This is a genomic window from Rhodococcus sp. IEGM 27, assembly GCF_033142305.1.
GTDB classification, from domain to species: Bacteria; Actinomycetota; Actinomycetes; order Mycobacteriales; family Mycobacteriaceae; genus Rhodococcus_F; species Rhodococcus_F oxybenzonivorans.
The window spans coordinates 778,538-805,325 of the sequence record NZ_JAWLSG010000002.1; the positions used below are offsets into that span (position 1 = coordinate 778,538).

Sequence of the window (26,788 nt, forward strand, 5' to 3'; positions counted from 1 at the left end):
GGCGGCCATCCTCCTACGATGGAGTAGTTCGCCGCGGAAAACGACCTCCCCTGACGGGCACGGTCAGCCGATAGAACCGATGAATGGCGGTGCCCTGGGCGTCGAACTCTTCCGGCGTCATGCTCATGACCTGAGGTTATCCATCATGTGGTGATCCTCACGATAGGAGAGCGGAGTCTGCGGCTAGCATCACACCAACACAACATATTGATCGATCGCTCATCAGGGCCATGCAGGGAGAGGAAGCGGACACCGTGTCATTAGCTTCAGAAACCGAGGAAGCTGCGCGGGCATATACCGACTGGCAGCGCTCCGTGGCGGGAGTCCTCGCGAAATCGCGGCGAGTCGACGCGGCAGACCTCGGTCCGGAACCCGAGAAGCTCCTCGAGACCACCACCTACGACGGTGTGACCGTCGCGCCGCTCTACAGCCCCCGGGACGAGCGTCCCGAGCAGCCGCTTCCCGGCGCATTCCCTTACGTTCGGGGCGTCGACGCCACTCGGGACGTCAACTCCGGCTGGCTCGTCAGCGCCCGATTCGGTGCGGGCGCCGATCCGGCGGACGTCAACCGGTCCATCCTCGACGCCTTGGAAAACGGGGTCAGCGCGGTCTGGCTCACCGTCGGTGAGAACACGCTGCCCGTCAGGTCGCTGGAGACGGCGCTCGACGGCGTGCTGCTCGACCTCGCCCCGCTCACCCTCGATGCCGGAACCGAGGTGACAGCCGCGGCCCGTGCATTGTTCGCCCTGCTCGAGGCGCGTGCGTCCGCCGGTGACGGCGTCACCGATCGCACCACGGTGCGCGTCCACCTCGGTGCGGCGCCGCTGACGAGTGCCTTCGCCGGTGTGACGGATATCGATCTCGGTGACGCGGTGGCACTGGCCACCGAGGCGTCGACCCGACCGGAACAGGTGCGCGCGATCACCGTGGACGGCACCGTCTTCCACGACGCGGGCGCCTCCGACTCGGAGGAGCTCGGTGCGTCCGTCGCCGCCGGGCTCGAGTACCTGCGGGCGCTCACCGCGGGTGGGCTGCCGATCGGAAAAGCGTTCGGCCAGATCGATTTCCGGTTTGCGGCGACCGATGACCAGTTCCAGACCATCGCCAAGTTCCGCGCCGCCCGGTTGGTGTGGGCCCGGATCGCCCAGGTATGCGGTGCCTCCGACTTCGGCGGCGCGCCGCAGCATGCGGTCACGTCCGCCGCGATGATGTCGCAGCGTGATCCGTGGGTGAACATGCTCCGCACCACCCTCGCCGCGTTCGGCGCCGGGGTGGGCGGTGCCGACGCGGTGACGGTGTTGCCGTTCGATGCCGCGCTGCCCGCGGGGGCGCTGGGGGTCTCGCAGACCTTCGCCGATCGGATCGCCCGCAACACCCAGTTGTTGCTGCTCGAGGAATCGCACCTCGGCCGCGTGCTCGACCCCGCCGCCGGATCGTGGTACGTCGAGGATCTCACGCAGCGGATCGCGGAGAAGGCGTGGGAATTCTTCCAGCAGATCGAGTCGGCCGGCGGATATCTCGCGGGCCTGGACGCCGGACAGATCACCGAGCGAATCAACTCGACGCGGGCGCAACGCGAATCGGACATCGCACACCGCAAGACCGCGGTCACCGGGGTCAACGAGTATCCCAATCTGGAGGAGGCGCCACTGCCTCCCGGTGCCGCGGACACCGGACGGGTGGCGCGATACGCCGCCGCCTTCGAACGGCTCCGCGACCGCTCCGACAGCTATCTGGCGGCCCACGGGGTCCGGCCCACCGCGTTCCTGGCTCCGCTCGGACCGGTCGCCGAACACAACGTGCGCACCACCTTCAGCACGAACCTGCTGGCATCGGGTGGCATCGCCGCAGTCAATCCCGGACCCCTCGCGGTCGGTGACGGCAGCATCGCGGCCGCAGCGGCACAGTCCGGGGCCGGTATCGCGGTGATCTGCGGTACCGACAAGCGGTACACCGCCGACGCCGCGGCCGCGGTCGAGGAACTGCGCGCTGCGGGTGTGGGCACCGTTCTCCTGGCGGGTCCGGAGAAGGTCGTTGCCGACGTGGACGGGGCAGCCCGTCCCGACGGATTCGTCACAGCACGCATCGATGCAGTCTCGGTCCTGTCCGATCTGCTCGACATCATCGAGAGCGCGGGGAACACCTCGGGCGACACAGGGAGCAAGAAGTGACTACTCGCGAGGTCAAGCACACGATCGGCAGCTTCGCCGACGTGCCGCTGGAGGATCCTCAGTTTCCGCAGCCGGCCGCACCGACCGCGGAACAGACGGACGCATTGATCGCCGCCGCCGCGGCGGCGAACCACTACACCCCGGAACAGGTGGTGTGGTCCACGCCCGAGGGAATCGACGTCAAACCGGTCTACACCAAGGCCGACCGCGACGCCGCCGAGTCCGAGGGTTACCCGGTGGGCAGCTTCCCCGGTGCCGCGCCGTTCGTGCGTGGGCCGTACCCCACCATGTACGTCAACCAGCCGTGGACCATCCGTCAGTACGCCGGATTCTCGACGGCCGCCGAGTCCAACGCCTTCTACCGCCGCAACCTTGCGGCGGGGCAGAAGGGTCTGTCGGTGGCGTTCGACCTGGCCACCCACCGCGGCTACGACTCCGACCACCCGCGCGTCGCCGGTGACGTGGGCATGGCCGGTGTGGCCATCGACTCGATCCTCGACATGCGGCAGCTGTTCGACCACATTCCCCTCGACAGCGTCAGTGTGTCGATGACCATGAACGGTGCCGTTCTGCCGATCCTGGCCCTGTATGTGGTGGCGGCGGAGGAGCAGGGTGTCGCTCCGGAACAGCTGGCCGGAACCATTCAGAACGACATTCTGAAAGAGTTCATGGTCCGCAACACCTACATCTATCCGCCGAAGCCGTCGATGCGCATCATCTCGGACATCTTCGCGTATACCAGCACGAAGATGCCGCGGTTCAACTCCATCTCCATTTCCGGGTACCACATCCAGGAGGCCGGTGCCACAGCCGATCTGGAGCTGGCGTACACGCTCGCCGACGGTGTCGAATACCTCCGCGCCGGGCTCGACGCCGGCATGGAGATCGACAAGTTCGCGCCGCGGTTGTCGTTTTTCTGGGCCATCGGCATGAACTTCTTCATGGAGGTCGCCAAGCTGCGGGCCGGTCGTCTCCTGTGGAGTGAACTGGTTGCCCAGTTCGAGCCGAAGTCGGCGAAATCGCTGTCGCTGCGCACACATTCGCAGACATCGGGTTGGTCGCTCACCGCCCAGGACGTCTACAACAATGTGGCCCGCACCTGCGTCGAGGCCATGGCCGCTACGCAGGGGCACACCCAGTCTCTGCACACCAACGCACTCGACGAGGCGCTGGCGCTGCCGACGGACTTCTCCGCCCGCATCGCCCGCAACACCCAGTTGTTGCTGCAGCAGGAATCGGGGACGGTCCGCCCGATCGACCCGTGGGGCGGCTCCCACTACGTCGAGTGGCTCACTCACGAGCTGGCGAACCGCGCCCGGGCGCACATCGCCGAGGTCGAAGAGGCCGGCGGTATGGCGCAGGCCATCAGCGAGGGCATCCCGAAACTGCGCATCGAAGAGGCCGCCGCCCGCACCCAGGCGCGCATCGATTCCGGTCGTCAGCCGGTCATCGGTGTCAACAAGTACCGGGCCGAAGAGGATCAGAAGATCGAGGTCCTCAAGGTCGAGAATTCGAGGGTCCGCAAGGAACAGCTCGAGAAGCTCGCACGCCTGCGTGAGGAACGCGACCCCGTCGCGGTGCAGGCGGCACTCGCCGAGCTCACCCGCGCCGCTGCCTCGTCGGAGGGCGGCATGGAGAACAACCTGCTCGCGCTCGCCATCGACGCTGCCCGTGCGCACGCCACCGTCGGCGAGATCTCCGACGCACTCGAGACGGTGTTCGGACGTCACCAGGCCGAGATCCGCACCATCAGCGGGGTGTACCGGGACGAGGCCGGGAAGGTGGACAACATCAGTAACGCAACGGAACTCGTCGAGAAGTTCGCCGAGGAGGAGGGCCGCCGCCCGCGTGTCCTCATCGCGAAGATGGGCCAGGACGGGCACGACCGCGGACAGAAGGTGATCGCCACCGCCTTCGCCGACATCGGCTTCGACGTGGACGTCGGACCGCTGTTCCAGACCCCGGAAGAGGTCGCTAACCAGGCGGCCGACAACGACGTCCACGTGGTCGGTGTGTCGTCGTTGGCTGCAGGTCACCTCACCTTGGTGCCTGCACTGCGGGATGCGCTCGCGGCGGTGGGGCGTCCCGACATCATGATCGTGGTCGGCGGTGTCATTCCGCCCGGCGACTTCGACGAGCTCTACCAGGCGGGCGCCGCCGCGATCTTCCCGCCCGGCACGGTGATCGCCGAGGCGGCCACCGGTCTGCTCGAGAAGCTGGCCGCCCAGCTCGGGCACGACCTGACGGGCACCCCGGAATAACATGGGGCGCCCTCCAGTCGACATCGATGCCCTCGCCCAGGCCGTGCGCGCCAACCAGCGCGCCGGCCTGGCGAAGGCCATCACCCTGGTCGAATCGACACGCACCGACCACCGGGAGGCGGCGCAGCGTCTGCTCCTCGAACTGCTTCCGGAGTCGGGCAACGCGCACCGGGTGGGCATCACCGGTGTGCCCGGCGTCGGCAAGTCGACGTTCATCGACGCACTGGGGATGTACCTGATCGGGAAAGGTCATCGGGTGGCGGTCCTCGCGGTGGATCCGTCGTCGACGCGCACCGGCGGGTCGATCCTCGGCGACAAGACCCGCATGGCGCGGCTGACCGTGGAGAAGGACGCCTACATCCGGCCGTCGCCGACCTCGGGCACCCTCGGCGGTGTCGCGAAGGCGACCCGGGAAACCATCGTGCTCCTCGAGGCAGCCGGTTTCGACGTCATTCTGGTCGAAACGGTCGGGGTCGGGCAGTCCGAGGTGACGGTTGCGAACATGGTCGACTGCTTCTGTTTCCTCACTCTCGCCCGGACCGGTGACCAGTTGCAGGGCATCAAGAAGGGTGTGCTCGAGCTCGCCGACCTCGTCGCCGTCAACAAGGCCGACGGCAAGCACGAACGCGAAGCGAAGGGAGCTGCCCGCGAATTGGCGGGTGCACTGCGGCTGATCTACCCCCACGACGCCATCTGGAAGCCGCCCGTCATCACGATGAGCGGTCTCGAAGGTGTCGGGCTCGAGGAGTTCTGGAACACCGTCCAGCATCACCGTGAGGTGCTCAGCGAGGCCGGACGATTCGAAGAGAACCGTCGTCGCCAGCAGGTCGACTGGACGTGGACCATGGTCCACGATCAGCTGCTACGTCGACTGGCATCGAACCGGCGGGTCAAGGACATTCGCGGGCAGGTCGAACAACAGGTGCGTGACGGTTCCCTGACAGCGGCGCTGGCCGCGGCCCAGATCCTCGACGCCTTCGACGGTTCCGACGCCTCCGTGGAATGACCGGGCAGGTCACTCAGGGCTCTTCGCTCCTGCGATCACGTCTGCTTCGTATTCGTCGTGGCGGCGCAGCCAACTCATGGCAGGGTCGTCGCCGCGGCGGGGTTGTTGTTCCCAGTCCTCCTGCCGGCCGCGGGCGGTGAGGTCGAGCCACTGGTAGGTGCCGAGGAGCGTTTCGGTCGAGCGCGCGTAGCCGGAATAGGTGTGGAAAATTCGATCACCGTGGCGGAGGAAGGCGCTGACACCGTGCTCTTCGCCGGACCAGCCCTTCCAGGCGGGGTTCGTCCGCTCCAGCTCGGCCTGATCCTTGTAGTTGTATTCCACCGGTGCGACCGCCGCGTCGAGGGTGACGTGGAAGTCGTAGTTGAAGTCGCTGCCGTGCGAGGAATACCAGGGGAGGGCCCAACTCATCCGCTGCCGGTAGCGCTCGAGCTCGAGCAGCGGTGCGCGTGACACGGCCGCGAACGAGGTGTCCCGGGCGTACAGGTGGCGGAGGTCGCCCACATTGTCCATCGTGAACGAACAGGACGGGCAACCTTCGTCGGCGTCGGGTTCGAACATGAAGTGGTAGATGAGGAGTTGACTGCGGCCGTCGAACAAGTCCTCGAGTTCGACCTTGCCGTGGGGACCGTCGAATACATACTCCTTGGTGATCTCGACCATGGGTAGCGCGCGTCGGGCGGCGTTGACCCGGTCGCGGTGTCGGGTCAGCTCCTTCTCCTGTGCGAGTAGCTCGCGCCGCGCGATGAGCCATTGCTCGCGGGTGGTGACCTGTGGATCGGACGCTGTCATCGTTCGTCTCCTCTCGTAGGACACACGTAATGGTCTCAGCCGGCACTCGGTTGCGGCTACCTCCAGAACTTCCACGAGACAGTCGGCCCCGCAGCTAGCATGCTTGCCAGAGGGTGTTCGTTGGGGATGGAGTCCAGCCGAGACCGATTTGTCGTGACGCCCCGGCGCTCTCGCGAAACCGTGTCTGGCTACCGATCATCACCTACCGGAGGTACACATGACATCTCCCATGGAGTCCGCCCCGCAACTGTCTACGCTCGCCGGGTCCTGGACTCTGGAACCTTCTCGGACCTCGATCACCTTCCACACGAAGGGATTGTGGATCTTCGGGGTCACCGGCAGCTTCCACACCGTCGAGGGCACCGCAACGGTCGGTGACGACGGAGGTATCACCGGAAGGCTGGTAGTCGACGCCACCTCGCTGAATACCAAGAACGGTAAACGCGACGAGCACCTGCGCTCCGCAGACTTCTTCGATGTCCAGAAGTACCCCACCATTGTCTTCACCGCGGCAGAATCGCGACCAGCCGATCCGGGACACGTACATCTCGACGGCGACCTGACCGTTCACGGGCAGACTCGACCGCTCACCGTGCCCGCAGAGGTTGTCGCCACCGACGACACCGCCACGGTCAGCGCCGAAATACTCCTCGACCGCAGCAACTGGGGCATGACCTACACGAAGAAGGGCTCGCGCCTCGCCACCCGTGTCGTGATCAACGCCGTCTTCGTCAAGTCTTGATTCACCGCGCCTTTCTCTCACTCGCGGGGCTACGCCCGTCACGTCGGCGGTCGACGAAAGGTGCCGTCGGAACTGGTCGGCGGTGAATCCGATTCCGGGCGTCTCGGCGCCTTTTCGGCGGATGCACCGATCGTGGACGCGAGTCGCCATAATCCGGCGGCGGCCAGAACGTGCCACAGCGCGTGTCCCTGAACGACACTGCTCGGCCGACAGATCGGCGTCCGGTCACCGAGGGCGCCGAGCAGGGCGCCGGACGCCAGAAGTACTGCCGCGACGACCGTCGCGCGCCGCAACTGCGGATGGACGCGCGCGCGTTCCATGCTCAGTCCGATAGCGAGCGCGGCGAGCATTGCCTGCACGATTGTGGATACAGTCGATCCGGCAGCCACGGTGGGAACCATCACGAGCGGCACAACGAGCCACCACCCGGGCGACAGCCGACGGCCGAACCTGTCGGACGCGGCCTCGGCGGCGACGTAGGCGAGCAGAGTTGCGATCGGCAAGTCGTGTGCGTAGGCCTGCCACGACGGGTTGGGTCCGTGCTGAACAAGTGACCCGGCACCGACGGCGACGACGAGCAGGCCGTAGATCACGGTCGGCGCACCGTTCCGACGGCGCGCGATCACCGCGACGCCGGCAACCACGAAGGCCAGGCTGGTGACAGCGGCCGCCGGCTGACCGATGAGGCCTGTGCCTCTATAGAGCTCACAGGCATTCGCCAGCATCATGAATCGGAGGTCACCTTCCACGTTGTTCGGTCGACACCTGTTCTTCGAGGTTTCCAAAGGGATCTTCCGACCGCAATCGCATTGGCACCGAATTTGAGCATTCGTCCAACGAAGCGCGGTCCGAGGACGGGGGAGCGGTGATACTTGGTGTCATGCTTGTTCCCGGCGTGGCGCAACCAACGGAGAAATACCGGCCGCGCCGCATCGGCCGTCGCGCGTCTCTCTCCATTCTCTCGATCGTCGTGATCGGAGTGTTGACGGCGGGCGGGTGTGGACAACACCGCACGGAGCCTGGTGGGGAATCGCAGCAGGACGCGACGACCTCCACCACGAACCTCGTGCCTCAGGAGGTCCTGGTCGGGCTGGAAGTCGTTCAGAAGTATTTCCCGGAGATAGATCGACAGGCCACGACCAGTGCGAACGACAGTGCTGCCGGTGTCCCCGAGGCGACGAGAATGGTGATCTACGAAGGCGCTGACGGCAGGCGGGTCACCGTGTCTGTCGATCAGTATTCGATCCCCGACTCCGCATCGACCGCATTCGAGCAAGCGATCGACAACAGCGAAGTGGTTCAGGGTTTCGTAGCGCTACCGACGCCATCCGGTGTGGGCGAGAAGGCGTTTGCCGGCGCCGTCACGCAGGGTGAAGAAACGCACATCGGATACGGCGCTCTCGCAGGCGAGTATGTCATCGGCGTGACCTCGGCCGGCTACCCGGCTAATGCCCGAGAACATCGGAAAATTGACTGATCTCACTCGTGACGCGGTCGAGAAGGCCGACACGGCATAAGCGCGGACGCCGGCATCTACCACTCCGATCAGGACTTGGTGTCGTACTCACCGCAACGTCGACGCCGTCGCGGCCACGGAGCGACGCCACTTGTTCTGCCGTCCGTCCCATGCAAGAGCGTTTCGGTATTCGCTGCAACTCGCCATCGACAGCCGGCCGACTTTACGGGGCGACCGGCAGATGCCTAGGCGTCGGGAGTGAGTACCGCCAGCTCTGCCAGGTGATGCAGCGAGTTGGTGAGGTGCTCGGGACCGAACGGCGGGAACTGGAGGTACTCCCGGATGTAGTGCGGCACCGCCGACCAATCGTAGATAAGCGTGACCTCGGTATCGGACGGACCGAGCGGCACCAGGTCGTAACGCCAGACCCAGCCGCCGAACTCCAGCTGACCGTCGTCCTTCTCCTGCCCGGTCCGCCAGGCAATGGCCCTCGGCGGGTCGAGCACCTGGACCTGGTTGGCCACTCTGTAGTCACCGTTCGGGTGGTTGGGGTGATACATGTCCATCCGAAAGATCTGCCCCACCTCGGTCAGCGGCGCCTGGTCGGCAGCGTCCTGCACCCAACCGGTGCCGTCGATCGCAGCATGGGTCCTCGGGTCGGCCAGCAGCGCGAACACCCTGGTGGCGGGAGCGGCAACAACCACGGTGGCGCAGACGTTCTCTCGGTCCACGGCGTTCACGCTCCTTGTCATCAGATCTCGAGCCTCCCACAGGTGCGGAAGGAACCTTCATCAATGCAGACTGCAAGACGAACCGGAATTCATCGGTCGGGTGGACGGAATAACGTCGCAGCGCGGACTTCCCGTGGGACAGAGCGTGATGAGTTTCGCCGAAAGTTCCAGTCTGTATCCACATGCCCGATCGACCGCACCCGAGGAGCGCATCATGACTGCCACCTACACCTTCGACGTCTTTTCCAGCCTCGACGGCTTCGGCGCCGCCAGCGGCAACTGGACCGGCTACTGGGGCAAGCAAGGCCCCGAGCTGCTCGACCACCGCCTCGCCTTGTACGGCACCGAGCAGCGGATGGTGTTCGGCGCCAATACTTACCGCGCGTTCGCGCAGATGTTGGCCTCGAGCACGGAAGAGTCCGAGGTTCGTGATCCATGGGTCACCCGGATGAGGAGTCTGCCGGCAACGGTGGTATCGACCACCCTGGAAGGACGGCTCGACTGGCCGGACGCGACTCTCGTGAGCGGTGACGCCGTCGACGTCGTCGCCCGGCTCAAGGAGGAGTCCGAGGTGCCGTTGCGCTCACACGGCAGTCTGTCGATGAACCGAGCGCTGATGGCCGCCGGTTTGGTCGACCGCGTCCAGGTGACGATCTTCCCCGTCATTACCGGTCAGACCGGGCTGGACCCGATATTCCAGGGTGCGGCCGACTTCGACCTCGAGCTGATCGAGAGCCGGACACTCGACGGCAACATCCAGGAGCTCATCTACCGGCCCACCCTGCATGCCTGAGAGGGTCAGCGGTCCACGCAGGAGTAGTACGGGGGTTCCCTGTCGGAATCATCGACGACGACCCGCGGGTCGGCCACGAGCCGATCGATCGCGTCCGAACCGGCTTGCGGACCAGGAGCTCGCCGAGCGCAGCTCCCTCGACGAGAATGCGTTTCTGGCGCTCGTCGGGAGCGAACGGTTGTCGAAGCCGGGCAGATGCCACGGTGACCGTAGTTCGGACGCTACCTGCCGGAAATCCTCGTCGCGAGGCTGGATACGATGTGGGACAGGGTGGGCGGTCAGGTTCGCCACACTGAAATAAACTTGTACCACGGCCCGCCCAGGTGAGTCGCAGTGGAATCATCGAACCCGGCGGGCACACCGCGCGGGCTGTACGCCCAACCGCTGCTCACCGTCAGTCCGAGTCCGCCGTCCTCGATGAAGTAGACCACGCCATCGTCGCCCGACATGGCGGTGCGAATATCGAACCGGCCGATCTCGAGATGGCTGTGGAGCGGCTCCGGATCTGCCAGCAACTCGAGCGCCACCCGCTCGAACTCTGCCCGGGTGTCGTCGAACGACGGCCGTGGTGCCAGCATCACCGTGACGACAGCGACGAGTAGGACCGCCGGCGCAGCCGCGATCCACCATGACCACCGCCGGTCTTGGCCGATGACATACAAGGTCTTCACTGCCCACACCGGCCCTAGGGCGGCGAGGATCAGCATCACCGCTGCACCGAACAATATCGGATCGGCCCAACTCGACGTGCCGTAGCGAGAGGGCCACCAGTCGTAGTAGATGCACACCAGGATCAGCAGTGAGGCAGCGGTCAGAGCCAGATGGATCGGTCCGGGAGGCTTGTTCGGCTTGACGTCACTCTGCGCGCGAACGGGCGGTCCGGCGGCACTGCTCATTGGTTCACGTTAGCCGTCGTCCGGCGTGGAAATGCGGCCGGAGCAATTAGGGAGAGAAGTAGAGGCCTTCGCGGCGATCAGTGGCCACCCCCTACCATTCTCCGGTGACCGATTACGACGATCTCGACATGTTCGGCGGCCTCGACGCCTCCACCCTGCCACCCCGCCAGCAGCGGATCCTGGCAACGATCCGGGACTGGGTGGCTGCACATGGATGCCCGCCGAGCACCCGGCAGATCGGGGATGCGGTGGGCCTGCGGTCGACGTCGTCGGTGTCCAAGAATCTGAAAAGTCTCGAGGAGAGGGGCTTTCTTCGCCGGGGTTCGGCCATGGCTCGGCAATTGGACGTGCGCCCGTTCCTCACCGAGGCGAAGCAGGGTCGCTCGTCCGACAACAATGTGACGGTACCGGTGGTCGGCGACATCGCCGCCGGCGCACCGATCCTCGCGGAAGAGCACGCCGATGAGACACTGACACTCCCTCGCGAGCTCGTCGGCTCCGGCACCGTCTTCGGCTTGCGGGTGCGCGGCGAATCGATGATCGACGCCGCGATCTGCGATGGCGATGTCGTCGTGGTGCGCCGCCAGGACGAAGCCCACTCCGGCGAGATCGTCGCCGCGATGATTGATGGCGAGGCCACAGTCAAGGTGCTCCGGCGCCGCGACGGCCACGTCTTCCTCGAGCCCCGCAATTCCGCCTATGCCGCGATTGACGGTGACGACGCAGTCGTCCTGGGCAAGGTGGTATCGGTGATGCGCCGCATCTGAGGTTCGTGCAACTTGAACGATGCAACTCGTGGTGCCGGCTCGTCGCCTCGCACGTGAAAGGCGAGGCGACGAGATCGGCCACTGTGGTGACCAGGCAGCCTCAACTTTTGATGAGGTCGTCGATCTGGCCGATCGCCTGCGAGGCACCCTCGACCACGCCCATGTCGAGCACCTGCTGGAGACCTTCGGCAGTTGCGTAGGTGCTCACGTAGGTGGCGATGGTGCTGCCGTCCTCCTCACGGAAGGAGAAATCGTTGGTGGACACTGGCATTGATTCGATCGGGCTGAAATCCGCATCGGCGAATCCGTCGGTGAAGCTGAAGCCGGTCGGCTCATCGATGGAAATGATATTCCAGTAGCCCGCATGCTTGTCGCCCTCGGGGCCGGTCATGTAATAGGTGACCCGACCGCCCGGGGTGAACTCATGGTCGACCACTGTTGCCGGGTACGTCGGCGGACCCCAAATCTTCTCGAGCTGGCGAGGATCGGCATAGATCTGCCAGATTCGCTCCCGAGGCGCCGCGAACTCGGCGGTGATGGTCAGGGTCAGTGCATCGATGTCGTGGCTGACATTGGTGACAGGCATCGTTCATTCCTTCCGTTGAGGTTGCGTTGCGATCAGTTCGTCGATGCGTGCGATCCGCCCACGCCAGACTTGTTCCAGCTCGACGAGCATGGACGACACCGCGCGCACTGCTTCGACATCGCCCCTGGCGAGTTGTTCACGGCCACTGCGTCGTTTCACGAGTAAACCGGACTTCTCGAGGACTGCGACGTGCTTTTGTACCGCAGCGAAGCTCATGTCGTACTTCGCTGCGAGTGCCGAGACGGAATGCTCGCCGGCCAGTACGCGACGCATGATGTCGCGCCTCGTTCGGTCGGATAGCGCGTGGAACAGGGCATCGGCCTGATCCTCGTCTCTTTCTGACACACTCGAAATATACAACCGATTGGTTGTATGTGCAAGGCGTGGTCGGTTCTCGGATGCGGGTAGGCGGGGGAGCGCCTTCCCATTTGCCGATCGGGGGCTTTCGCCGACGCGAGGCCGTGAAAGAGTGAGCCGTCCTGATCGCCGACCTCATCGCACTACCCGAACGATGTGGCACGGGGCTGGGAGCCAAACAACTCGAGCACCTCCAGGAACAAACCGGCCTTCGTGGCTGCGCCCAACTGCACCTGAACACCGGGCACTCCCGGCGTGCGGCTCACAAATCATTCTCGCGCAAAGGCTTCGACATAATTTGTCACCACCTGGCTTGGAACCCTCAGCGTTGACTCATGTCTTTACGGCATAGCGGAGGAAGACCATGCCGTTGCGGAACCGGCGTTCGTCGAGCAGTTCCAGCGAATGTCGGATGTCGTCCGGGAACATCCGCTTACCGCCACCGACCAGCATGGGCGCAAGGTACAGGTGGCACTCGTCGATCAGCCGTGCCTTCCATGCGGAGGCAGCAAGGGTGGCGCCGGACACGTTGAGGTCCTTCGCCGTAGTGGCCTTGAGGTCCCGCACCAGACCCGGGTCGAAGGTGCGTTCGATCCGCGTGCGTGTCGTGGAAACCGAGTCGAGACTACGCGAGAAGACGACTTTCTCGGCCGCCTGCCAAATCTGGGCGAACTCTGCGCTCATGGGTGACTGGGCGGCCACTGCCGGATCGTTCTCCCACCCAGTCATCATCTCGTACATAGTGCGGCCGTAGAGGTATGTCCCTACCTCCCGCTCGGCGACATTGATGAAGTCGAGTACGTCCTCGTCGGGGACGGCCCAATCGAAGGCGCCGGCACGGTCGGCGATGTAGCCGTCGAGCGACGCCAGGAACGAATAGATCAGCTTGCCCACGCGAGCAACGATAACGCCCACGAGCACGCGCAGCCGTCGTTCAGCCGAAACGCTCTGACTGAGAGACGTATTGGTCCGGAACCATCAGTGGGGCAACCAGGCCGACTTTGCGCGCGCGGACGGGTCGTTCCGCAGGCGGATTGGTGCTGAGGACGCCACGGGCGTGATCACTTCAGCGCAGGTACTCCGGGTCCGTCCAAGTCACCCAGCGCCGACTTGCGCCCCGATATCGCCAAGAGCAGGGAGAGTGCCGGGCCACAGACTTCTGGGCCATCACCGATCGTCACGTCTGCGTCGGTGGCCCGCAATCGGACGGGGGCAATGAGTTGTTTCGCCCCGCCCAGGGACACCGGGGTCCGCGCCTGGTACTGCAACGACCTGACGACCGCCTCCGACGGATAGGTACGGTTGATGCCCAGCGGCCGTCGGATGTCTTCGCCATGGACGACCTCTTCCACCAGTCTGCTGTCGAGCGGTGCCGGCGGCGTCGACGTGTAGTTGGCTACCTGCTGAAGTCGGGCGAGCGTCTGCTGGGGTGTGGCGCCGCGTTCACGTTCGACGCCCTGGGCGTTCTGGCGATTGAAGTCGAAACGCGCTCGGACCATGTTGCGCACGATGCCGAGTCGGGTGGTCTTCGCGTTGTTGATGAGGTGTGCGGCGACGTCGTGCACGGTCCAGTCGCCGCACAGCGAGGGCAGGGCCCATTGGTCGTCGGTGAGGTGGGTGAGGTCATCGATCAGCGCCGCACGCTCCGCATGCACCATCGGCCAGACAGCATTCATGAAGACAGTCTGGCAAAGACTGTCCGTTCCCGGCTGGCCTGGGCCCGTCGCCGTCCTACCAACCGTCGTAGACGATCCCTGTCGAGATCGGGAAGTCTTCGCCGACGGGGGCATCCGCTGGGTGCCTGCCCGCAGTCTGCTGCACGACGACACGCTCTCCCGTCGATCGGGCTGTCGGGCTACTCATGATTTTCTACGGCCACGTTCAGCCAGATCACCTCGCTCACCGACGATGACGGCTCCGCAAACAACAGCGTCGTGCGACTCCACCTCGGTCTGATGCCCCGGCGGGCGGCAGGGGCCGCCCGCCGGCGAGATCGACTGGTCAGTGAAGGTCAGTGCGGGAGACCAATGCTGGGCCGTCCACGTGCTGCGTTCGAAGTCGATGACGGTTGTGACGATGAGGCATGAAGCCCCAGTTGCGGCGTCTGCTATTTCGATAGCCGTGCACCGTCGGGGGTGGTGGCGAAGACGTGGGCGTGGGAGGCGTCGATGCGGGCGTGCACGACCTGGCCTTTCTCCGGGGGGTTGCGCCAGTCGACTCGGGCCACGATTGGTTCGTGCCGTCGGCCCACCCGAGTGCGTCCGAAGATGAAGGCTTCCGAGCCGAGTTCTTCTACTACGTCGATCTCGATTTCGTGCCCGGAGTCGGCGAGTTCGATGTGCTCGGGTCGGATCCCGAGGACCACCTCGCGGCCTGCGGCCGCCAGCGTGTTCCTGGGCACCTGAATGAGCTGATCGCCGAAGCTGATTCCCCCATCGGTAACGGGTAGCGTGAACAAGTTCATCGAGGGAGAGCCCATAAATCCGGCGACGAACACGTTCACCGGGCGCCGGTACAACTCGCGGGGGCTCGCGCACTGCTGCAGGATTCCGCCCTTGAGCACGGCGACCCTGTCACCCATCGTCATCGCCTCGACCTGGTCGTGGGTGACGTAGACGGTGGTGGTGCCGAGACGCCGCTGCAACTGTGCGATCTGGGTGCGGGTTTGTACGCGCAGCTTGGCGTCGAGATTGGACAACGGCTCGTCCATGAGGAATACCTGTGGCTGGCGAACGATGGCTCGCCCCATGGCAACTCGCTGCCGCTGCCCACCCGACAGCGCCTTGGGTTTGCGGTCCAGATAGTCGCGGAGGTCGAGCATGTCGGCGGCTTCCCCGACCCGCCTGCGGATTTCAGACTTGTCTGTGCCGGCGAGTTTGAGGGCGAAACCCATGTTCTCGGCGACGCTCATGTGCGGGTAGAGCGCGTAGTTCTGGAAGACCATCGCGATGTCGCGGTCCTTGGGTTCGGAATTCGTGACGTCGCGGCCACCGATCAGGATCCGGCCGCCGTCGACCTCCTCGAGGCCGGCGAGCATCCGCAGCGACGTGGACTTGCCGCAGCCGGACGGGCCTACGAGAACAAGGAACTCGCCGTCCTCGATATGCAGGTCGAGTTGGTCGACCGCCGGGACGTCGGACCCGGGGAAGAGTCTGGTCGCGCGGTCATAGGTGATTGTTGCCATGAGAAATGAATCCCTCCACCGGCAGGAACGTGCCGGACGATCCGAGTGAGTGAGGTGGGTTGGTGCGCCTGTAGCGCGTGGGGTATGGGTGGTGTCAGGTCGCCGGTGTCGGACTTTCTGTGTCGGTGTGCGGTAAGTAGCTCGAGGACGTGATGGTGCCGAATTGCGGCCCGTCGGTGTTGTCGAATCCCCAGGTCATCCAGTTGCCGTTTCGTGTCCGCCGCATCTGCACCGCGTACAGGTCCGCGGTATCGACATTCGTCGCGTCGGTGACTTTCCACGGTCCGAGCAGGGACTGTCCCTCGGCGATCCAGGTCCCCGCATCGTGCCCCGCGTGAAGGCTGGTGTTCTTGGGTGCGCAGGAAAACAACAAAATCGGCTTCCCGTTGACGGTGTGCGCCTGCAGGACTTCCATCTCGCCGAACCCGGCTGGAGTCGAGAGTGGGGGTTCGATGCGCCAGTGGCTCAGGTCGTCGCTGGTCGCGTGGCCCACGACGGCGCGGCCCTCGGGATCGCCGACATCGGCCCGGGCGGTGATCAGCATGTGCCACTGACCGGCATGTTCGAAGACATACGGATCGCGCCACGCTTCGTCCGGCCAGGTGCCCTCGCCGAGGAGTTCGTACCAGCGGCTGTCGGCCTCGAGGACGAGGTCGGGGTCCTTGGTCCAGCTCAGCAAGTCGGTGGAGGTCGCCCGGCCGATGCGTTGTTTGAGGCCGTTCTCGGCCCGGCTCACCCCGGTGTAGAACATGCTCCAGAGCCCGTCCGCGCCGCGGACGACGGAGCCGGTCCAGGTGGCAAGGTCATCGAAGGCCGGGGCATCGGAGGGCGCCAGCGCGTCGGCGGTGAGGGTCCATGCCTCGCCGTCCGGAGACGTCGCGTGACCGATGGTCGCGCGGTAGTGGCGGCGTTCGCGGTCCTGGAGGGCGCGCGAGGCCCGGAGAAAGAACAGGTGGTAATCGGTGCCGTCGTCGGTCATCCAACTATCCCAGACCCAGTGATCGGGAAGGGCGAGTCGCATCATGTCTCCTTGGGATGCCCGGGAACCGCGGGGCGGCTACCGGAAAGTTCGGGGTGTGGGTCGTCGGAAGAAGCCGCGAGTGACCGAGCGTGATCCGGTGCGGGTCCGGTGCTGCCGCGGACGACGAGTGTGGTCGGTGCGGTGACGGCGGTGGGGGCGTCACCGTCTGGAGTGGGGGCGAGTGTGTCGAGGACGAGTCGGGCGGCGATCTCGCCCTGTTCGCGGACGGATTGGTGCACGGTGGTGAGGTCGGTGAGTGCGGCGAGCGGATGGTCATCGATTCCGACCACGGAGACGTCCTCGGGAATCCGCAAGCCCCGGCGGCGCAGTGTTCGAATCGCTCCGAGGGCGAGTTCGTCGCTGTGCGCGAACACGGCGGTCGGGGGATCCTCCTGGGTGGCCTCGAGGATGTCGGCCATCGCCTCTGCGGCGTTGATACCGCCCCAGTCGACGTCGCGGACGAGCGCGTGGTCCACAGGGATGCCCGCGGCGGTCAGTGCGTCGACATACGCCTCCGATCGACCGGAACGTGCCGGCCACCCGGGCTGATCGGGATCGTGGGCGGCGATCATGGCGATCCGCCGGTGGCCCAACTCCAGGAGGTGGTCGACGGCGAGCCGCCCGGCGTGGTAGTCGTCGATGCAGACGTAGGGGTAGTCGGCGTTCTGGCCGCCGGCGGCGACGATACCGACGCCCATCAGTGCGAGCCGTTCGCGTTCGCGCTGGTCCACTGGAAACGCGACCACCACGACTGCGTCGACCTTCCGCCGAGCGGGCAACCGGGTGAAGAAGTCCTGGCGATCCTCGGGGCCGCCGACCTGGTACAGCAACAGGTCGAAGTTTGCTGATGCGAGCACCCTCTCGATTCCATTGACCATCTCGCCGAAAAACCAGCGCTCGATGTGGGGAACGACCAACGCCACCCGCCGGGTCGGGCCACCGGCCAGGCGCACCGCGTCCGGGGAGATGACGTAGTCGAGGCGGCGGGCGGTGGCGAGAACTTTCGCCTTCGTGGCCGCGGAGACGCCATACGAGTCGTTGAGGGCGCGTGAGGCTGTGGTCAGCGAGACCCCGGCTTCGCGGGCGACGTCACTGAGGCTCAAAGGTGCAGGTCGATCGGACACAAGGCTGATGGTAGCGCGAACGACCTTGATTTCGGAAGCGCTTCCGACATATGCTGCGGAAGCGCTTCCGAAATGTGATGCGCGTCTCAATGCGGAGGAGTTATGGACTCACACCACTCGACCCGGCCCCGGTGGGCGCGCAGGTTCGTCGCCCTAGCGGGCGCCGCGATGCTGCCGACTGTGGTGGCGTGCGCGCCGCCGGGCAGCGGCAACACCGTGACCGCACCGACCGACCCGATACCGGTGAATATCGATCTCGGCATCGACCCGATCGAGTTGACCTTGTACGACGGGGCAGGCTTGAAAAAGATCGATGAGGCGATGATCGCGGCGTTCACCGCACGCCATCCGAACGTGACCATCACGGCGCGCTACGACCCAGACGAGGTTCAGGCCGTCAACGCCCCGCGGGTGCTCGCGTCGGAGAATCCGCCGGACATCGCGCGGATCATCGCGCTGCCCGCCGCGGTGGCCAACCACCAGCTCACCGAACTCGATCCGTGGGCCGACGCCTACGGCTGGAACGAGCTACCGCAGGAGCAGATGGCCATGTACCGCGTCGGTGCGAACGGTGTGCGCGGCACCGGCCCGCAGTACACGATGGCGAGCGGGTTCACCCTGACGGGGCTCTACTACAACAAGGACCTCGCGACCCGCATCGGAATGACCTCACCGCCAACCACCGTCGAGCAATTCGAGCATGCTCTGGCGGCGGCGAAGACTGCCGGACTGATCCCTGTCATGGCCGGTAACAAGAGCGCGCAGGTCACATTCCTGGTGCAGATGATGCTGAACACCGCCCTCGGCCAGGACACGGTCAACGAGTGGGTCTTCAACGCTCCCGGCGCCACCCTCGACACCCCCGCCGGGGTCGACGCGGCTGCGGTCGTTGCCGATTGGGCGGAGAAGGGCTACTTCCCCAGCGACACCAACGGCACCGACGCCACCACCGCCGCCGGACGGTTCGCCGCCGGCGAAGCACTGTTCTACGTCTCCGGGAACTGGGATGCCGCGACCCTGCAGACGAAGATGGGCGAGAACGTTGGCTTCACCCTCCCACCCGCGCCTGCCGGGGCACCCGCCCTTGCCATGTCCGACCCGGTGTCGAACTTCGCGATTCCCGCGGGGTCGGACGACAAGAATGCCGCAGCGGCCTTCCTGAACTTCCTCCGCTCCGACGCCGGCCGGCAGGTCGCGGTCGACGCCGGCTTCGCCCCGTCCGGCACCGGCGAAGTCCCGGCCACCGCACCCGGCTCGCTGGGTTCCCAGATCCAGGTGGCCTTCAGCAGGTTGGTCGCCTCCGGCGGTCAGGTGCAGTTCGTCCAGAACGCCACCAACGGCATGTCTGGCACCTGGTTACCGCAGGTCCAGATGCTCGTCGCCGGACGAACGACGCCCGACGAGATGATGGCCGCCGTCCAATCCGCCTACGAGCAGGACCTCCTGAGATGACCTCCACAGCACATACCCCCCAGGCAGCCCCTGCCGGGGCGTTCCCGCACCGTGCAGCAACCCGGGCAAGGCGGGGCTCCCACGCCAAACGGGCACTGACCGGATGGCTGTTCGTCCTGCCCGCCGCGACGGTGTACACCGTCTTCGTGCTCCGTCCGCTCCTGACTACCATCTGGTACTCCCTCTACAACTGGGATGGGATATCTGTCGGCAGCTGGGTAGGGCTGGGCAACTACCGCCGCGTACTCACCGACCCGCAACTGCTGTCCTCGATCGGGCACGCGTTCTTCCTCATCGCATTCTTCACCGTCCTCCCGGTGATCGGCGGCCTTCTCGTCGCCGCTCTGCTCCAGGAAATCCGCATCCGCGGCCTCGGAACCCTTACCCGCACCATGCTTTTCCTGCCGCAGATCATCCCTGGCGCGGCCGCGGCCGTTGCCTGGGTATGGATGTTCTCGAGCAACGGCACCGTGAACCAACTGCTCTCCGCCGTCGGTCTGGGCGGACTCACCCGCTCCTGGCTCGGCGACTTCGACTGGGCACTGCCCGCTGTCGGGATCATCGGCACCTGGCTGGGACTCGGCTTCTGCACCATCCTGCTCATGGCGGGCATCGGCAAAATCGACATCTCGATCTACGAAGCCGCCCGGATAGACGGCGCCGGCTTCTTCAGCACCTTCCGATACGTCACTGTTCCCGCCCTCCGGGCCGAAATCGGCGTCTGCGTCACCGTCACCATCATCGCCGCTCTCGCCAGCTTCGACATCGTGTTCATGTCCACCCAGGGCGGACCCGGCTACGCGACCACCGTTCCCGGTGTCCTCGTCTACCAACTCGGTTTCACCGAATCCCGGGTCGGCCTCGCCAGTGCGCTCGCCGTCGTCCTTACCGGGCTGATTCTGCTGGTGATCCTGCCGATCCAGCGATTCTTCAGAGAGAAATGAGCATGAAAACCTCCGTTCGTGAACGCATACCCGGACTTGTTCTGCTGTTCGGCACCATGATCTTCTCGATCCTGCCGTTACTCAGCATGCTGACGGCGGCACTGCAGCCCCAGGGCACCGTCCCACTCGGGCTGTCGTGGCCGGCGAACCCGCAATGGCACAACTTCCTCGACGCCTGGCGCGTCGCCGAGGTGACCCCCCTTCTGGTCTCGAGCATCATCCTCGTCGCCGGCGTGGTCCCGGTCGCAGCTCTGTTCGCCGCCATGGCCGGTTACGCGCTCGGGCAGCTGAAGATCCCCGGCGGCACCGTCGTCTTTCTGCTCCTGCTGCTCGGGTTGACCCTCCCGAAGGAAGCAACGATCGTTCCCCTCTACTACCAGCTGCGCGAGATGAACCTGCTCAATACCCGACTCGGACTCATCCTGGTGCTGATCGGCACGTTCATGCCGTTCGCCGTCTTCTGGATGCGTGCCCATTTCCTGTCGATGCCGAAAGAGCTCACCGAGGCCGCAGACCTCGACGGGGCGGGCCCTTGGCAGGCCTTCCGGCACATCCAAATTCCGCTCGCCGTCCCGGCGCTGGCCTCACTGTGCCTACTGCTGTTCCTGTGGACCTGGAACACCTTCCTCCAAGCCATCGTCCTCATCGACGACCCCAGCAAACGCACCATGGCGGGCGCACTGCAGAACTTCGTCGGCCAATACTCCACCGACGTCGTCCTCCTCAACGCTGGATCGCTATTGATCATGGCACCAACTGTCGTGGTGTTCCTGCTGTTTCAGCGCCACTTCGTCAAGGCGATGATCGCAGGCGCCGTGAAGGGCTGACCGCCTCCGGATTTCGAACGCCCACTTTCACACACACCTTCAGGGGAAACCATGCCCACAACACGTCAGTGGTGGCACGACGCCGTCATCTACCAGGTGTACCTGCGCAGCTTCGCCGACGCCAACGGAGACGGGATCGGAGACATCAAAGGCCTCCAGGACCGCTTGCCCTATCTCGTCGACCTCGGCATCGACGCCGTATGGATCACCCCCTGGTACCGATCACCGATGGCGGACGGCGGCTACGACATCGCCGACTTCCGCGACATCGACCCGCTCTTCGGCACCCTCGACGACGCCGACACCCTGGTAACCGCCGCCCACGCCGCCGGACTCCGCGTCATCATCGACCTTCCCGCCAACCACACCTCCGACATGCACCCCTGGTTCCAGGACGCCCTGCACACCGCTCCCTATTCCCGAGAGCGCGCCCGGTACTTCTTCCGCGACGGGCGCGGCGACGAGGGCGAACTTCCTCCGAACGACTGGATCAGCGCCTTCGGCGGACCGGCATGGACCCGCACCACCAGACCCGACGGACAACCTGGCCAGTGGTACCTGCACCTGTTCGCACCCGAACAACCCGACCTCGACTGGACCAACCCTGAGGTCCGCTCCGAATTCACCGACATCCTGCGGTTCTGGTTCGACCGCGGCGTCGACGGCATGCGCATCGACGCCGTATCGGCCATGGCCAAGGTCCCCGGACTCCCGGACGCGGGCCACCCGCCCGGAGCCCGATTCGAATCCAGCACTTGGGTCGACAACCCACACTGGGACGTCGACGAAGTGCACAGCATCCTGCGCGAATTCCGCATCATCGCCGACACATACGGGCCCGACCGCATGTTCGTCGCCGAAGCGATCGTCCGCAGCCCCGAGCGCCTCGCCCGATACGTGCGCCCGGACGAACTGCACACCGCCTTCAACTTCGACTTTCCCCGAGCGGGCTGGAACCCGGCAGCGCTACGCGACGCCATCGACCGCAGCCGCAACGCGCTCCGCGAGGTCGGCGCGCCCGCCACCTGGGTGCTGTCGAGCCACGACGAGACCCGCCACCTCACCCGATTCGGACGCGCCGACACCAGCACCTTGCCCATGACCCTGATCGCCGGCACCGACTCCGACCTCGTTCTCGGCACCCGACGCGCCCGCGCCGCAGCACTTCTCATGCTCTCCCTGCCCGGCGGCGCCTACCTCTACCAGGGCGAAGAACTCGGCCTCGAGGAAGTAACCGATCTCCCCGAAGAGCTGCTGCAGGACCCCACCTGGGAACGCTCCGGGCACACCATCCGCGGCCGCGACGGATGCCGGGTCCCGCTGCCGTGGCACGGTGACCTCCCACCCTTCGGATTCAACAACAGCGGGACCCAACCGTGGCTTCCGCAGCCAGACATCTGGAAATCGAAGACCGTGGCCGCCGAATCCAACGACCCCGACTCGATGCTCACCCTCTACCGCACCGCACTTCACTACCGCCGCACCCTGCCCGCCCTACGCGGCAACTGCTTCGCCTGGCTACCCATGCCCACCGATGTCCTCGCCTTCGACCGCGGGCCGTCGTTTCGGTGCGTCGTGAACCTGTCTCGACAACCGCTTGCAATCGATCCGGACACCACTGTCCTGCTCGCCTCCGCCGACCTGACCGATGTCGGCTATTTGCCACCGGACACCGCCGTCTGGCTGCGCACACACCGATAGGGCGGTGACGCGCCCACACTACCGAAGAACGTGTCGGGCAGAGACAGCCCGAGACCGGACCAGGAAGGACCCGCGGTGAACCCACACCCCCGACCACACCCATCCACCAACCAGCCCCACGACACGGTGGCCGACAATCGCCATAATCACAGCACGCGCCGCCATCGTCGATGGCCGATCAGCTCAGCGTCACCACCACCGCTCGATCGGGAGGTTGAAGAGATCCTCCGCTTCGCCCGAATCTGGGCGCCATATGGTGGAGCCCCCGCCGAGGAGACATTCCACCACTTCGGCATGTCGACATCACGTTTCGTCGACAAACTGTGGGAAATCCTTCGTGGTCGCCGACGCCGCCCGTATGACGCAGACCAACTCGCCGCCGCCTTTCCGCCGCCCGCCACTCGGACAACGGCACGCCCGGAAAGACATCCCAGACGGTGACGAGCAAACACACACTGGCACAACGGCATACAACTCGTCGAACTATGCGCCCTCATTTTGCCCAGCGATCACCTCGACCTTCCAGGGCGGACGGAGACCGCACGTCCCATAGCCACCGGGGCAGCAGCACTTCAGCCACCTCGACGAACCGTTTATCCGACGAAAGGGACCTTCCCGTGATTGTTGTGGCGGATGCGCCGCCAACTCCGCGACTCAACGCCAGTCATCGATCACCTACGTGTCTGTACGGTTGTAGCCGGATTCGTTGGGGACGATGCATCGCCACAACCTGCAGTCCGGTCCGGTAACCGCGGTTGATCATGCGTCCGTAGGCGTAGGTGCGGGGAGGTTCATCCCCGCGTACACCCGATCGGTCAGCGCCCGGCACAACGCCAGGCATTCGGGGCTATCCCGGCGGGGACCGTGGCATACGTCGACGGCGGCGTGCCGCCCGGTCGGCCACGCGCTTGCCCATCACGGCCGTGAGGAACCGTGGCCAAAAGCCGTACCGGTGATACAACTCGAGCTGCTTCGGGCTGTGGGCAAATGTGAAGAGGCCGACATGGCGGGTATCCCACGCCTCGAATCGGCCCATGATCGGGTCCATCAGGTGTCGGCCGACTCCGTGGTCCCATAGATCCACGCTTTTCGTAGGGTGCGCGACGGTCACCCTCGGGTACCTGTCGCAGCTACCGGTTGTGCCGCAGGCTTGCTGCAGCGTCCACATGGCCGCCGAACCTACGGAGCCAACACATGATCCCCACCATCACCGTCCGTACCGCCGCCAACACCTCCTCCTCACGCTGGCGTCGAGTCGCGGCGAGCGCCCTGATCGCCACCGCCGCGACAGTCGGCTCGATGGCCGTGACCGCGCCCGCCGCCCAGGCAGCAACATTCCAGGAAACATGCGTCGCCCATCCCGGGGCATATGCCAGTGGGGCGGTGCTCGGCGTTCACGCGACTAAGAAGGTCGGCAACAACCGGGAAGAATCCTGCAAGGTGTACGACGCATCAAACAAGCTGCTCGGTACCGCGTACCAGACCACTTACGGGTTCTACGGAACGCCGTCGCAGGTAAGACCACCGGCTCAGTCGGCTCGTTGATCAACTGAGCGCGACCGCGACAGCCTTTGGTCGATGTCCGCGCCACCCGGGCCGGACACGGGCGCTGTCGGCTGCTGTCAGCGTTCACCACCGCTGAGCTGACCGTCCGAGCTGAGCAAACCGGCCGTACGCCCCCCTCTTCCTTAGTGATTCGCTTTTGCCAAACGCTGAGCGGGCATGTTTACCGAATCCAGGTCGCTGAGACTCGATCCGGAAGCGGATCCGCTTCGTGGGTGTGCCCACCATGATCGGTGCGGGCATCATCCGGTCTGTCGTGCGGTCCGGGCATTTGCGCGCTAATCTGCTGTGGTTTCGAGAAGGGCCTTGAGATTCCGGAGGTTCGCGGCGAATTCTCGGCGGAGGCTGGCCGCGACCAGCGGGTCACCGAGTTTGAAGAGGCCTTTCTGCTCCATCTGCATGCGGCATGTCAATCGGGTTCCCTCGGCAGTCGTATTGATCAGATACTCCGCCTCGAAACGACTTGGTCCCGAAGCCCCAGTGAAGGTGACCTTCGTGTTCGGTTCATAGTGCACGTACTCGTTCGTCAGCTCGAGCTTCCGCCCCATGAATTTGCGGACAACAACATGCTTGGTACCCACCCCCGGCGGTCCTTCTGTAACTCGGCGGACCTCCGACAGTCCCTCTTGCCATCGGGGAGCGTTGGTCTGGTCCGCTACAAAGGTGAACACTTCGCCGATCGGACGCGCGATAACGATGCTGTCCTCAACCTCGATCATGACGGCCTCCTGTGCGACCTCGCACCGTCGTGACATCAACTGGGCGCGGGTGATAACGACCAGTGTCTTGCACCCTACTCGAGGAACCTCGTGGCACGACACCTCGACGAGGGGCACTCGCAAAGGGGAGATATCGAGCAGACTGCCTCGTCGGTGCTGGCCCGGACCGATCTCGTTGATGGCCGGAATCACCAAACTCCGGCCATCAACGTACGGTGCAGTGTGCTGGGTTACTTGACCATCACGCTCCCGGTGAAGAAGAACGGCGCCGCATTACCGAAGCAGAACACGGTGGCATTGCCTTTCGCGAAACCGCTGAGCTTTCCGAGTCCCGCCCCGAACCCACCGGTCTTGAAATTGAAGGCTGAGTCGAACCCGAAACAGGTCGGTACTGCGGTGGCGGTACCCGCCCCGAATACCATCGCCGGAGCGATCACGGCCGACGCCACAGTCGTCGGCACTGCCATCTTCTTCATCGTGCCCACCTGGTCTCGCACATTGCCGACTCTGGGCGAGCGAGTAACGACCCCGAAGTTTCCATCGGGGCGTTCCCAGTCGCATGACATTCTCGAATTTCCCTGTAGACACGAGATCAAACACATATTCACTGTTTCCGGAACCGCGTATTTGCGCGCATTCAGCTAGTCGGACGTCCAGTAAATCTGGGCGAGTGTTCAAGAAAATTACTTCGAATGTATTTGCCGAAAGGTGAAACGTCCGGGACTGCTGATGGCGATAGAAGCAATAGGTTGGGGATCCACAGAGAACAACGTTCAACAGAAAGAGGTGACCCGATATGGGTTCTGCGGGAATTGACTTCAGTGTGGCTATCGACGCGTTCCTCAAGTTCCTGAGCATCGCGCTCGGGATCGACATCGGCGTGGGCTGACCAGGGATATCGAACGTACCCGAGCGTTTCGGCGCCTCGGAGTCTCCGGGGCGCCGAAACTCGTGTGCCCTAGACATTGCGTGCGTAGCTCGAGGATTGGAATAGCCGCGTACTGAACAAACGCCCATATCAATGGGATGCAAGGGCGGAATGGATTTGGACAACTGATCAATTTATCGAAGCAACCCAAAGTCGTCGACCGTCGGCCTCAGACCCTCGCGTCGACGGATACTGGTACTCCATTGCTCGAGCGATATCTCACGTAAACGGAACGACCCACAAAAATGGTGGGCCGACCGATTGGCTCCGAAATCGCCGACTGTGACGGGCGCCCGAATACGAGGAAGGTCGAGTTCGGTATGAACATGTTTTGGGTGATCGCGGTCCTCGAGGCCACGCTGTTCGTGGTCGCTGTGTCTCTTGCTGCCGCGGTCACCGCGGATGCGATCTCTCGACGCAGGCACGGGCCGGACGGCGTCGAGACTGCGACTGCACGCTCGAAGCCCCCGCTACTGACCATCGAGGTGGTCGACCGCGTTCGGGACTGGCACCGAGTCGCGGTACGGGCATTTGCGGTCTGCATCACTGGCTCTGTTCTCGTGGTCGCGGCCGTCGGGATGCTGCTGATCGTGGGATAAAACTTCTGGCACATCACGCCGACAGCCGTCGGAATCCGACGGATTGACGCTATTCAGCACGTCGCACTGCACATCATGACTGGTGTGACAGGTGCCACAACTGATTGACTTCGGCGAGCCGAAGATTTCTACTTAGCTCCCACAAACAAAGGGCAGCCTTAGCTACACCTG

27 protein-coding genes are annotated in these 26,788 nt (G+C 64.8%); 13 read left to right on the top strand and 14 right to left on the bottom strand.

Features of this window, described 5'->3' with window-relative positions; all coding sequences use genetic code 11:
* Window positions 1-254: 254 nt before the first annotated feature.
* From mutA to meaB, 3 genes are read left to right on the top strand one after another with little or no spacing between them, the layout of a single operon-like run.
* Entirely contained in the window at window positions 255-2,171 is a 1,917-nt protein-coding gene (mutA, locus tag R4P95_RS10020; protein ID WP_213572011.1) for a methylmalonyl-CoA mutase small subunit, read from the top strand.
* A complete protein-coding gene (scpA, locus tag R4P95_RS10025) occupies window positions 2,168-4,432 on the top strand; it encodes a methylmalonyl-CoA mutase (protein WP_109330158.1) in 2,265 nt (754 codons plus the stop codon). Before mutA ends, scpA begins: the two co-directional genes overlap by 4 nt.
* Window position 4,433: 1 nt before the next feature.
* Entirely contained in the window at window positions 4,434-5,438 is a 1,005-nt protein-coding gene (gene meaB, locus R4P95_RS10030) for a methylmalonyl Co-A mutase-associated GTPase MeaB (protein ID WP_317744982.1), read from the top strand.
* Window positions 5,439-5,447: 9 nt separating this feature from the next.
* Here the strand turns inward: meaB and R4P95_RS10035 are convergent, their stop codons facing one another.
* On the bottom strand, window positions 5,448-6,227 hold the full coding sequence (locus tag R4P95_RS10035) for a DUF899 domain-containing protein (protein ID WP_317744980.1): 780 nt from the start codon (window positions 6,225-6,227) through the stop codon (window positions 5,448-5,450).
* Window positions 6,228-6,444: 217 nt separating this feature from the next.
* On the opposite strand from R4P95_RS10035, the gene R4P95_RS10040 reads away from it, so the two are divergent.
* The gene (locus tag R4P95_RS10040; protein WP_317744978.1) at window positions 6,445-6,969 is read left to right on the top strand and encodes a YceI family protein; all 525 of its coding nucleotides are present in this window, start codon (window positions 6,445-6,447) and stop codon (window positions 6,967-6,969) included.
* A gap of 38 nt (window positions 6,970-7,007) precedes the next feature.
* Here R4P95_RS10040 and R4P95_RS10045 read toward each other — a convergent pair whose 3' ends face one another.
* Window positions 7,008-7,697 carry a hypothetical protein gene (locus tag R4P95_RS10045; protein WP_213572015.1) on the bottom strand — a complete coding sequence of 230 codons (690 nt, stop codon included), beginning with the start codon at window positions 7,695-7,697 and terminating at the stop codon, window positions 7,008-7,010.
* A 152-nt stretch (window positions 7,698-7,849) separates the two neighbouring features.
* On the opposite strand from R4P95_RS10045, the gene R4P95_RS10050 reads away from it, so the two are divergent.
* Window positions 7,850-8,446 carry a hypothetical protein gene (locus R4P95_RS10050; RefSeq protein WP_317744977.1) on the top strand — a complete coding sequence of 199 codons (597 nt, stop codon included), beginning with the start codon at window positions 7,850-7,852 and terminating at the stop codon, window positions 8,444-8,446.
* A gap of 224 nt (window positions 8,447-8,670) precedes the next feature.
* On the opposite strand, the gene R4P95_RS10055 is transcribed toward R4P95_RS10050, so the two are convergent.
* Window positions 8,671-9,165, bottom strand: coding sequence for a polyketide cyclase (locus R4P95_RS10055; RefSeq protein WP_397517634.1), 495 nt, complete (start codon window positions 9,163-9,165; stop codon window positions 8,671-8,673).
* 205 nt (window positions 9,166-9,370) lie between these two features.
* On the opposite strand from R4P95_RS10055, the gene R4P95_RS10060 reads away from it, so the two are divergent.
* Window positions 9,371-9,949, top strand: coding sequence for a dihydrofolate reductase family protein (locus R4P95_RS10060; RefSeq protein WP_213572016.1), 579 nt, complete (start codon window positions 9,371-9,373; stop codon window positions 9,947-9,949).
* A 278-nt stretch (window positions 9,950-10,227) separates the two neighbouring features.
* Here the strand turns inward: R4P95_RS10060 and R4P95_RS10065 are convergent, their stop codons facing one another.
* The gene (locus R4P95_RS10065; protein WP_317744976.1) at window positions 10,228-10,845 is read right to left on the bottom strand and encodes a DUF1109 domain-containing protein; all 618 of its coding nucleotides are present in this window, start codon (window positions 10,843-10,845) and stop codon (window positions 10,228-10,230) included.
* Window positions 10,846-10,973: 128 nt separating this feature from the next.
* Between R4P95_RS10065 and lexA the strand changes: the two genes are divergently transcribed.
* Window positions 10,974-11,612, top strand: a complete 639-nt coding sequence (gene lexA / locus R4P95_RS10070; protein ID WP_317745129.1) for a transcriptional repressor LexA — start codon at window positions 10,974-10,976, stop codon at window positions 11,610-11,612.
* Window positions 11,613-11,712: 100 nt separating this feature from the next.
* On the opposite strand, the gene R4P95_RS10075 is transcribed toward lexA, so the two are convergent.
* The 8 genes from R4P95_RS10075 to R4P95_RS10110 all read right to left on the bottom strand — a co-directional run bounded on the left by R4P95_RS10075 (window position 11,713) and on the right by R4P95_RS10110 (window position 17,884).
* A complete protein-coding gene (locus R4P95_RS10075) occupies window positions 11,713-12,198 on the bottom strand; it encodes an SRPBCC domain-containing protein (protein ID WP_213572019.1) in 486 nt (161 codons plus the stop codon).
* Window positions 12,199-12,201: 3 nt separating this feature from the next.
* A complete protein-coding gene (locus tag R4P95_RS10080; RefSeq protein ID WP_213572020.1) occupies window positions 12,202-12,543 on the bottom strand; it encodes an ArsR/SmtB family transcription factor in 342 nt (113 codons plus the stop codon).
* A gap of 345 nt (window positions 12,544-12,888) precedes the next feature.
* Complete coding sequence (locus R4P95_RS10085; RefSeq protein WP_317744974.1) at window positions 12,889-13,449, bottom strand: dihydrofolate reductase family protein; 561 nt, start codon at window positions 13,447-13,449, stop codon at window positions 12,889-12,891.
* Window positions 13,450-13,616: 167 nt separating this feature from the next.
* Window positions 13,617-14,231 carry a maleylpyruvate isomerase family mycothiol-dependent enzyme gene (locus R4P95_RS10090; RefSeq protein WP_317744973.1) on the bottom strand — a complete coding sequence of 205 codons (615 nt, stop codon included), beginning with the start codon at window positions 14,229-14,231 and terminating at the stop codon, window positions 13,617-13,619.
* 55 nt (window positions 14,232-14,286) lie between these two features.
* Window positions 14,287-14,418 carry a hypothetical protein gene (locus R4P95_RS10095; protein WP_283254007.1) on the bottom strand — a complete coding sequence of 44 codons (132 nt, stop codon included), beginning with the start codon at window positions 14,416-14,418 and terminating at the stop codon, window positions 14,287-14,289.
* Window positions 14,419-14,662: 244 nt separating this feature from the next.
* Complete coding sequence (locus R4P95_RS10100) at window positions 14,663-15,739, bottom strand: ABC transporter ATP-binding protein (RefSeq protein WP_213572023.1); 1,077 nt, start codon at window positions 15,737-15,739, stop codon at window positions 14,663-14,665.
* A 94-nt stretch (window positions 15,740-15,833) separates the two neighbouring features.
* On the bottom strand, window positions 15,834-16,763 hold the full coding sequence (locus tag R4P95_RS10105) for a glycoside hydrolase family 68 protein (protein WP_249353729.1): 930 nt from the start codon (window positions 16,761-16,763) through the stop codon (window positions 15,834-15,836).
* The gene (locus tag R4P95_RS10110) at window positions 16,760-17,884 is read right to left on the bottom strand and encodes a LacI family DNA-binding transcriptional regulator (RefSeq protein WP_249353732.1); all 1,125 of its coding nucleotides are present in this window, start codon (window positions 17,882-17,884) and stop codon (window positions 16,760-16,762) included. Before R4P95_RS10110 ends, R4P95_RS10105 begins: the two co-directional genes overlap by 4 nt.
* 102 nt (window positions 17,885-17,986) lie before the next feature.
* Here R4P95_RS10110 and R4P95_RS10115 point away from each other — a divergent pair, with 102 nt between their 5' ends.
* The 5 genes from R4P95_RS10115 (at window position 17,987) to R4P95_RS10135 (ending at window position 24,353) form a co-directional block, all read left to right on the top strand.
* On the top strand, window positions 17,987-19,336 hold the full coding sequence (locus R4P95_RS10115) for an ABC transporter substrate-binding protein (RefSeq protein WP_317744972.1): 1,350 nt from the start codon (window positions 17,987-17,989) through the stop codon (window positions 19,334-19,336).
* The gene (locus tag R4P95_RS10120) at window positions 19,333-20,280 is read left to right on the top strand and encodes a sugar ABC transporter permease (RefSeq protein ID WP_317744971.1); all 948 of its coding nucleotides are present in this window, start codon (window positions 19,333-19,335) and stop codon (window positions 20,278-20,280) included. The genes R4P95_RS10115 and R4P95_RS10120 overlap by 4 nt, the downstream gene beginning before the upstream one ends.
* A gap of 2 nt (window positions 20,281-20,282) precedes the next feature.
* Window positions 20,283-21,107 carry a carbohydrate ABC transporter permease gene (locus tag R4P95_RS10125; RefSeq protein WP_109335115.1) on the top strand — a complete coding sequence of 275 codons (825 nt, stop codon included), beginning with the start codon at window positions 20,283-20,285 and terminating at the stop codon, window positions 21,105-21,107.
* Between the two features lie 51 nt (window positions 21,108-21,158).
* Window positions 21,159-22,808 (top strand): glycoside hydrolase family 13 protein, encoded by a 1,650-nt coding sequence (locus R4P95_RS10130; protein WP_317744970.1) that lies wholly within the window; start codon window positions 21,159-21,161, stop codon window positions 22,806-22,808.
* A 1,194-nt stretch (window positions 22,809-24,002) separates the two neighbouring features.
* On the top strand, window positions 24,003-24,353 hold the full coding sequence (locus tag R4P95_RS10135) for a hypothetical protein (protein ID WP_317744969.1): 351 nt from the start codon (window positions 24,003-24,005) through the stop codon (window positions 24,351-24,353).
* A gap of 296 nt (window positions 24,354-24,649) precedes the next feature.
* On the opposite strand, the gene R4P95_RS10140 is transcribed toward R4P95_RS10135, so the two are convergent.
* Both R4P95_RS10140 and R4P95_RS10145 read right to left on the bottom strand, forming a co-directional pair.
* Window positions 24,650-25,090: an SRPBCC family protein gene (locus R4P95_RS10140; RefSeq protein ID WP_213572029.1), complete on the bottom strand. Its 441-nt coding sequence runs from the start codon at window positions 25,088-25,090 to the stop codon at window positions 24,650-24,652.
* Between the two features lie 230 nt (window positions 25,091-25,320).
* Complete coding sequence (locus R4P95_RS10145) at window positions 25,321-25,566, bottom strand: hypothetical protein (protein ID WP_317744968.1); 246 nt, start codon at window positions 25,564-25,566, stop codon at window positions 25,321-25,323.
* Window positions 25,567-26,338: 772 nt separating this feature from the next.
* Between R4P95_RS10145 and R4P95_RS10150 the strand changes: the two genes are divergently transcribed.
* Window positions 26,339-26,617 (top strand): hypothetical protein, encoded by a 279-nt coding sequence (locus tag R4P95_RS10150; protein WP_317744966.1) that lies wholly within the window; start codon window positions 26,339-26,341, stop codon window positions 26,615-26,617.
* The last annotated feature ends 171 nt before the right edge of the window (window positions 26,618-26,788 follow it).

Coding starts and splice junctions, on each gene's coding strand:
- R4P95_RS10090 (WP_317744973.1), bottom strand. CDS start 14,231: ATGAATGCTGTCTGGCCGATGGTGCATGCGGAGCGTGCGGCGCTGATC.
- meaB (WP_317744982.1), top strand. CDS start 4,434: ATGGGGCGCCCTCCAGTCGACATCGATGCCCTCGCCCAGGCCGTGCGC.
- R4P95_RS10075 (WP_213572019.1), bottom strand. CDS start 12,198: ATGCCTGTCACCAATGTCAGCCACGACATCGATGCACTGACCCTGACC.
- R4P95_RS10125 (WP_109335115.1), top strand. CDS start 20,283: ATGAAAACCTCCGTTCGTGAACGCATACCCGGACTTGTTCTGCTGTTC.
- R4P95_RS10135 (WP_317744969.1), top strand. CDS start 24,003: ATGATCCCCACCATCACCGTCCGTACCGCCGCCAACACCTCCTCCTCA.
- R4P95_RS10100 (WP_213572023.1), bottom strand. CDS start 15,739: ATGGCAACAATCACCTATGACCGCGCGACCAGACTCTTCCCCGGGTCC.
- R4P95_RS10105 (WP_249353729.1), bottom strand. CDS start 16,763: ATGATGCGACTCGCCCTTCCCGATCACTGGGTCTGGGATAGTTGGATG.
- R4P95_RS10050 (WP_317744977.1), top strand. CDS start 7,850: ATGCTTGTTCCCGGCGTGGCGCAACCAACGGAGAAATACCGGCCGCGC.
- R4P95_RS10065 (WP_317744976.1), bottom strand. CDS start 10,845: ATGAGCAGTGCCGCCGGACCGCCCGTTCGCGCGCAGAGTGACGTCAAG.
- R4P95_RS10145 (WP_317744968.1), bottom strand. CDS start 25,566: ATGAAGAAGATGGCAGTGCCGACGACTGTGGCGTCGGCCGTGATCGCT.
- R4P95_RS10120 (WP_317744971.1), top strand. CDS start 19,333: ATGACCTCCACAGCACATACCCCCCAGGCAGCCCCTGCCGGGGCGTTC.
- R4P95_RS10140 (WP_213572029.1), bottom strand. CDS start 25,090: ATGATCGAGGTTGAGGACAGCATCGTTATCGCGCGTCCGATCGGCGAA.
- lexA (WP_317745129.1), top strand. CDS start 10,974: ATGTTCGGCGGCCTCGACGCCTCCACCCTGCCACCCCGCCAGCAGCGG.
- R4P95_RS10130 (WP_317744970.1), top strand. CDS start 21,159: ATGCCCACAACACGTCAGTGGTGGCACGACGCCGTCATCTACCAGGTG.
- R4P95_RS10095 (WP_283254007.1), bottom strand. CDS start 14,418: ATGAGTAGCCCGACAGCCCGATCGACGGGAGAGCGTGTCGTCGTGCAG.
- R4P95_RS10060 (WP_213572016.1), top strand. CDS start 9,371: ATGACTGCCACCTACACCTTCGACGTCTTTTCCAGCCTCGACGGCTTC.
- R4P95_RS10115 (WP_317744972.1), top strand. CDS start 17,987: ATGGACTCACACCACTCGACCCGGCCCCGGTGGGCGCGCAGGTTCGTC.
- R4P95_RS10035 (WP_317744980.1), bottom strand. CDS start 6,227: ATGACAGCGTCCGATCCACAGGTCACCACCCGCGAGCAATGGCTCATC.
- R4P95_RS10150 (WP_317744966.1), top strand. CDS start 26,339: ATGAACATGTTTTGGGTGATCGCGGTCCTCGAGGCCACGCTGTTCGTG.
- R4P95_RS10045 (WP_213572015.1), bottom strand. CDS start 7,697: ATGATGCTGGCGAATGCCTGTGAGCTCTATAGAGGCACAGGCCTCATC.
- R4P95_RS10040 (WP_317744978.1), top strand. CDS start 6,445: ATGACATCTCCCATGGAGTCCGCCCCGCAACTGTCTACGCTCGCCGGG.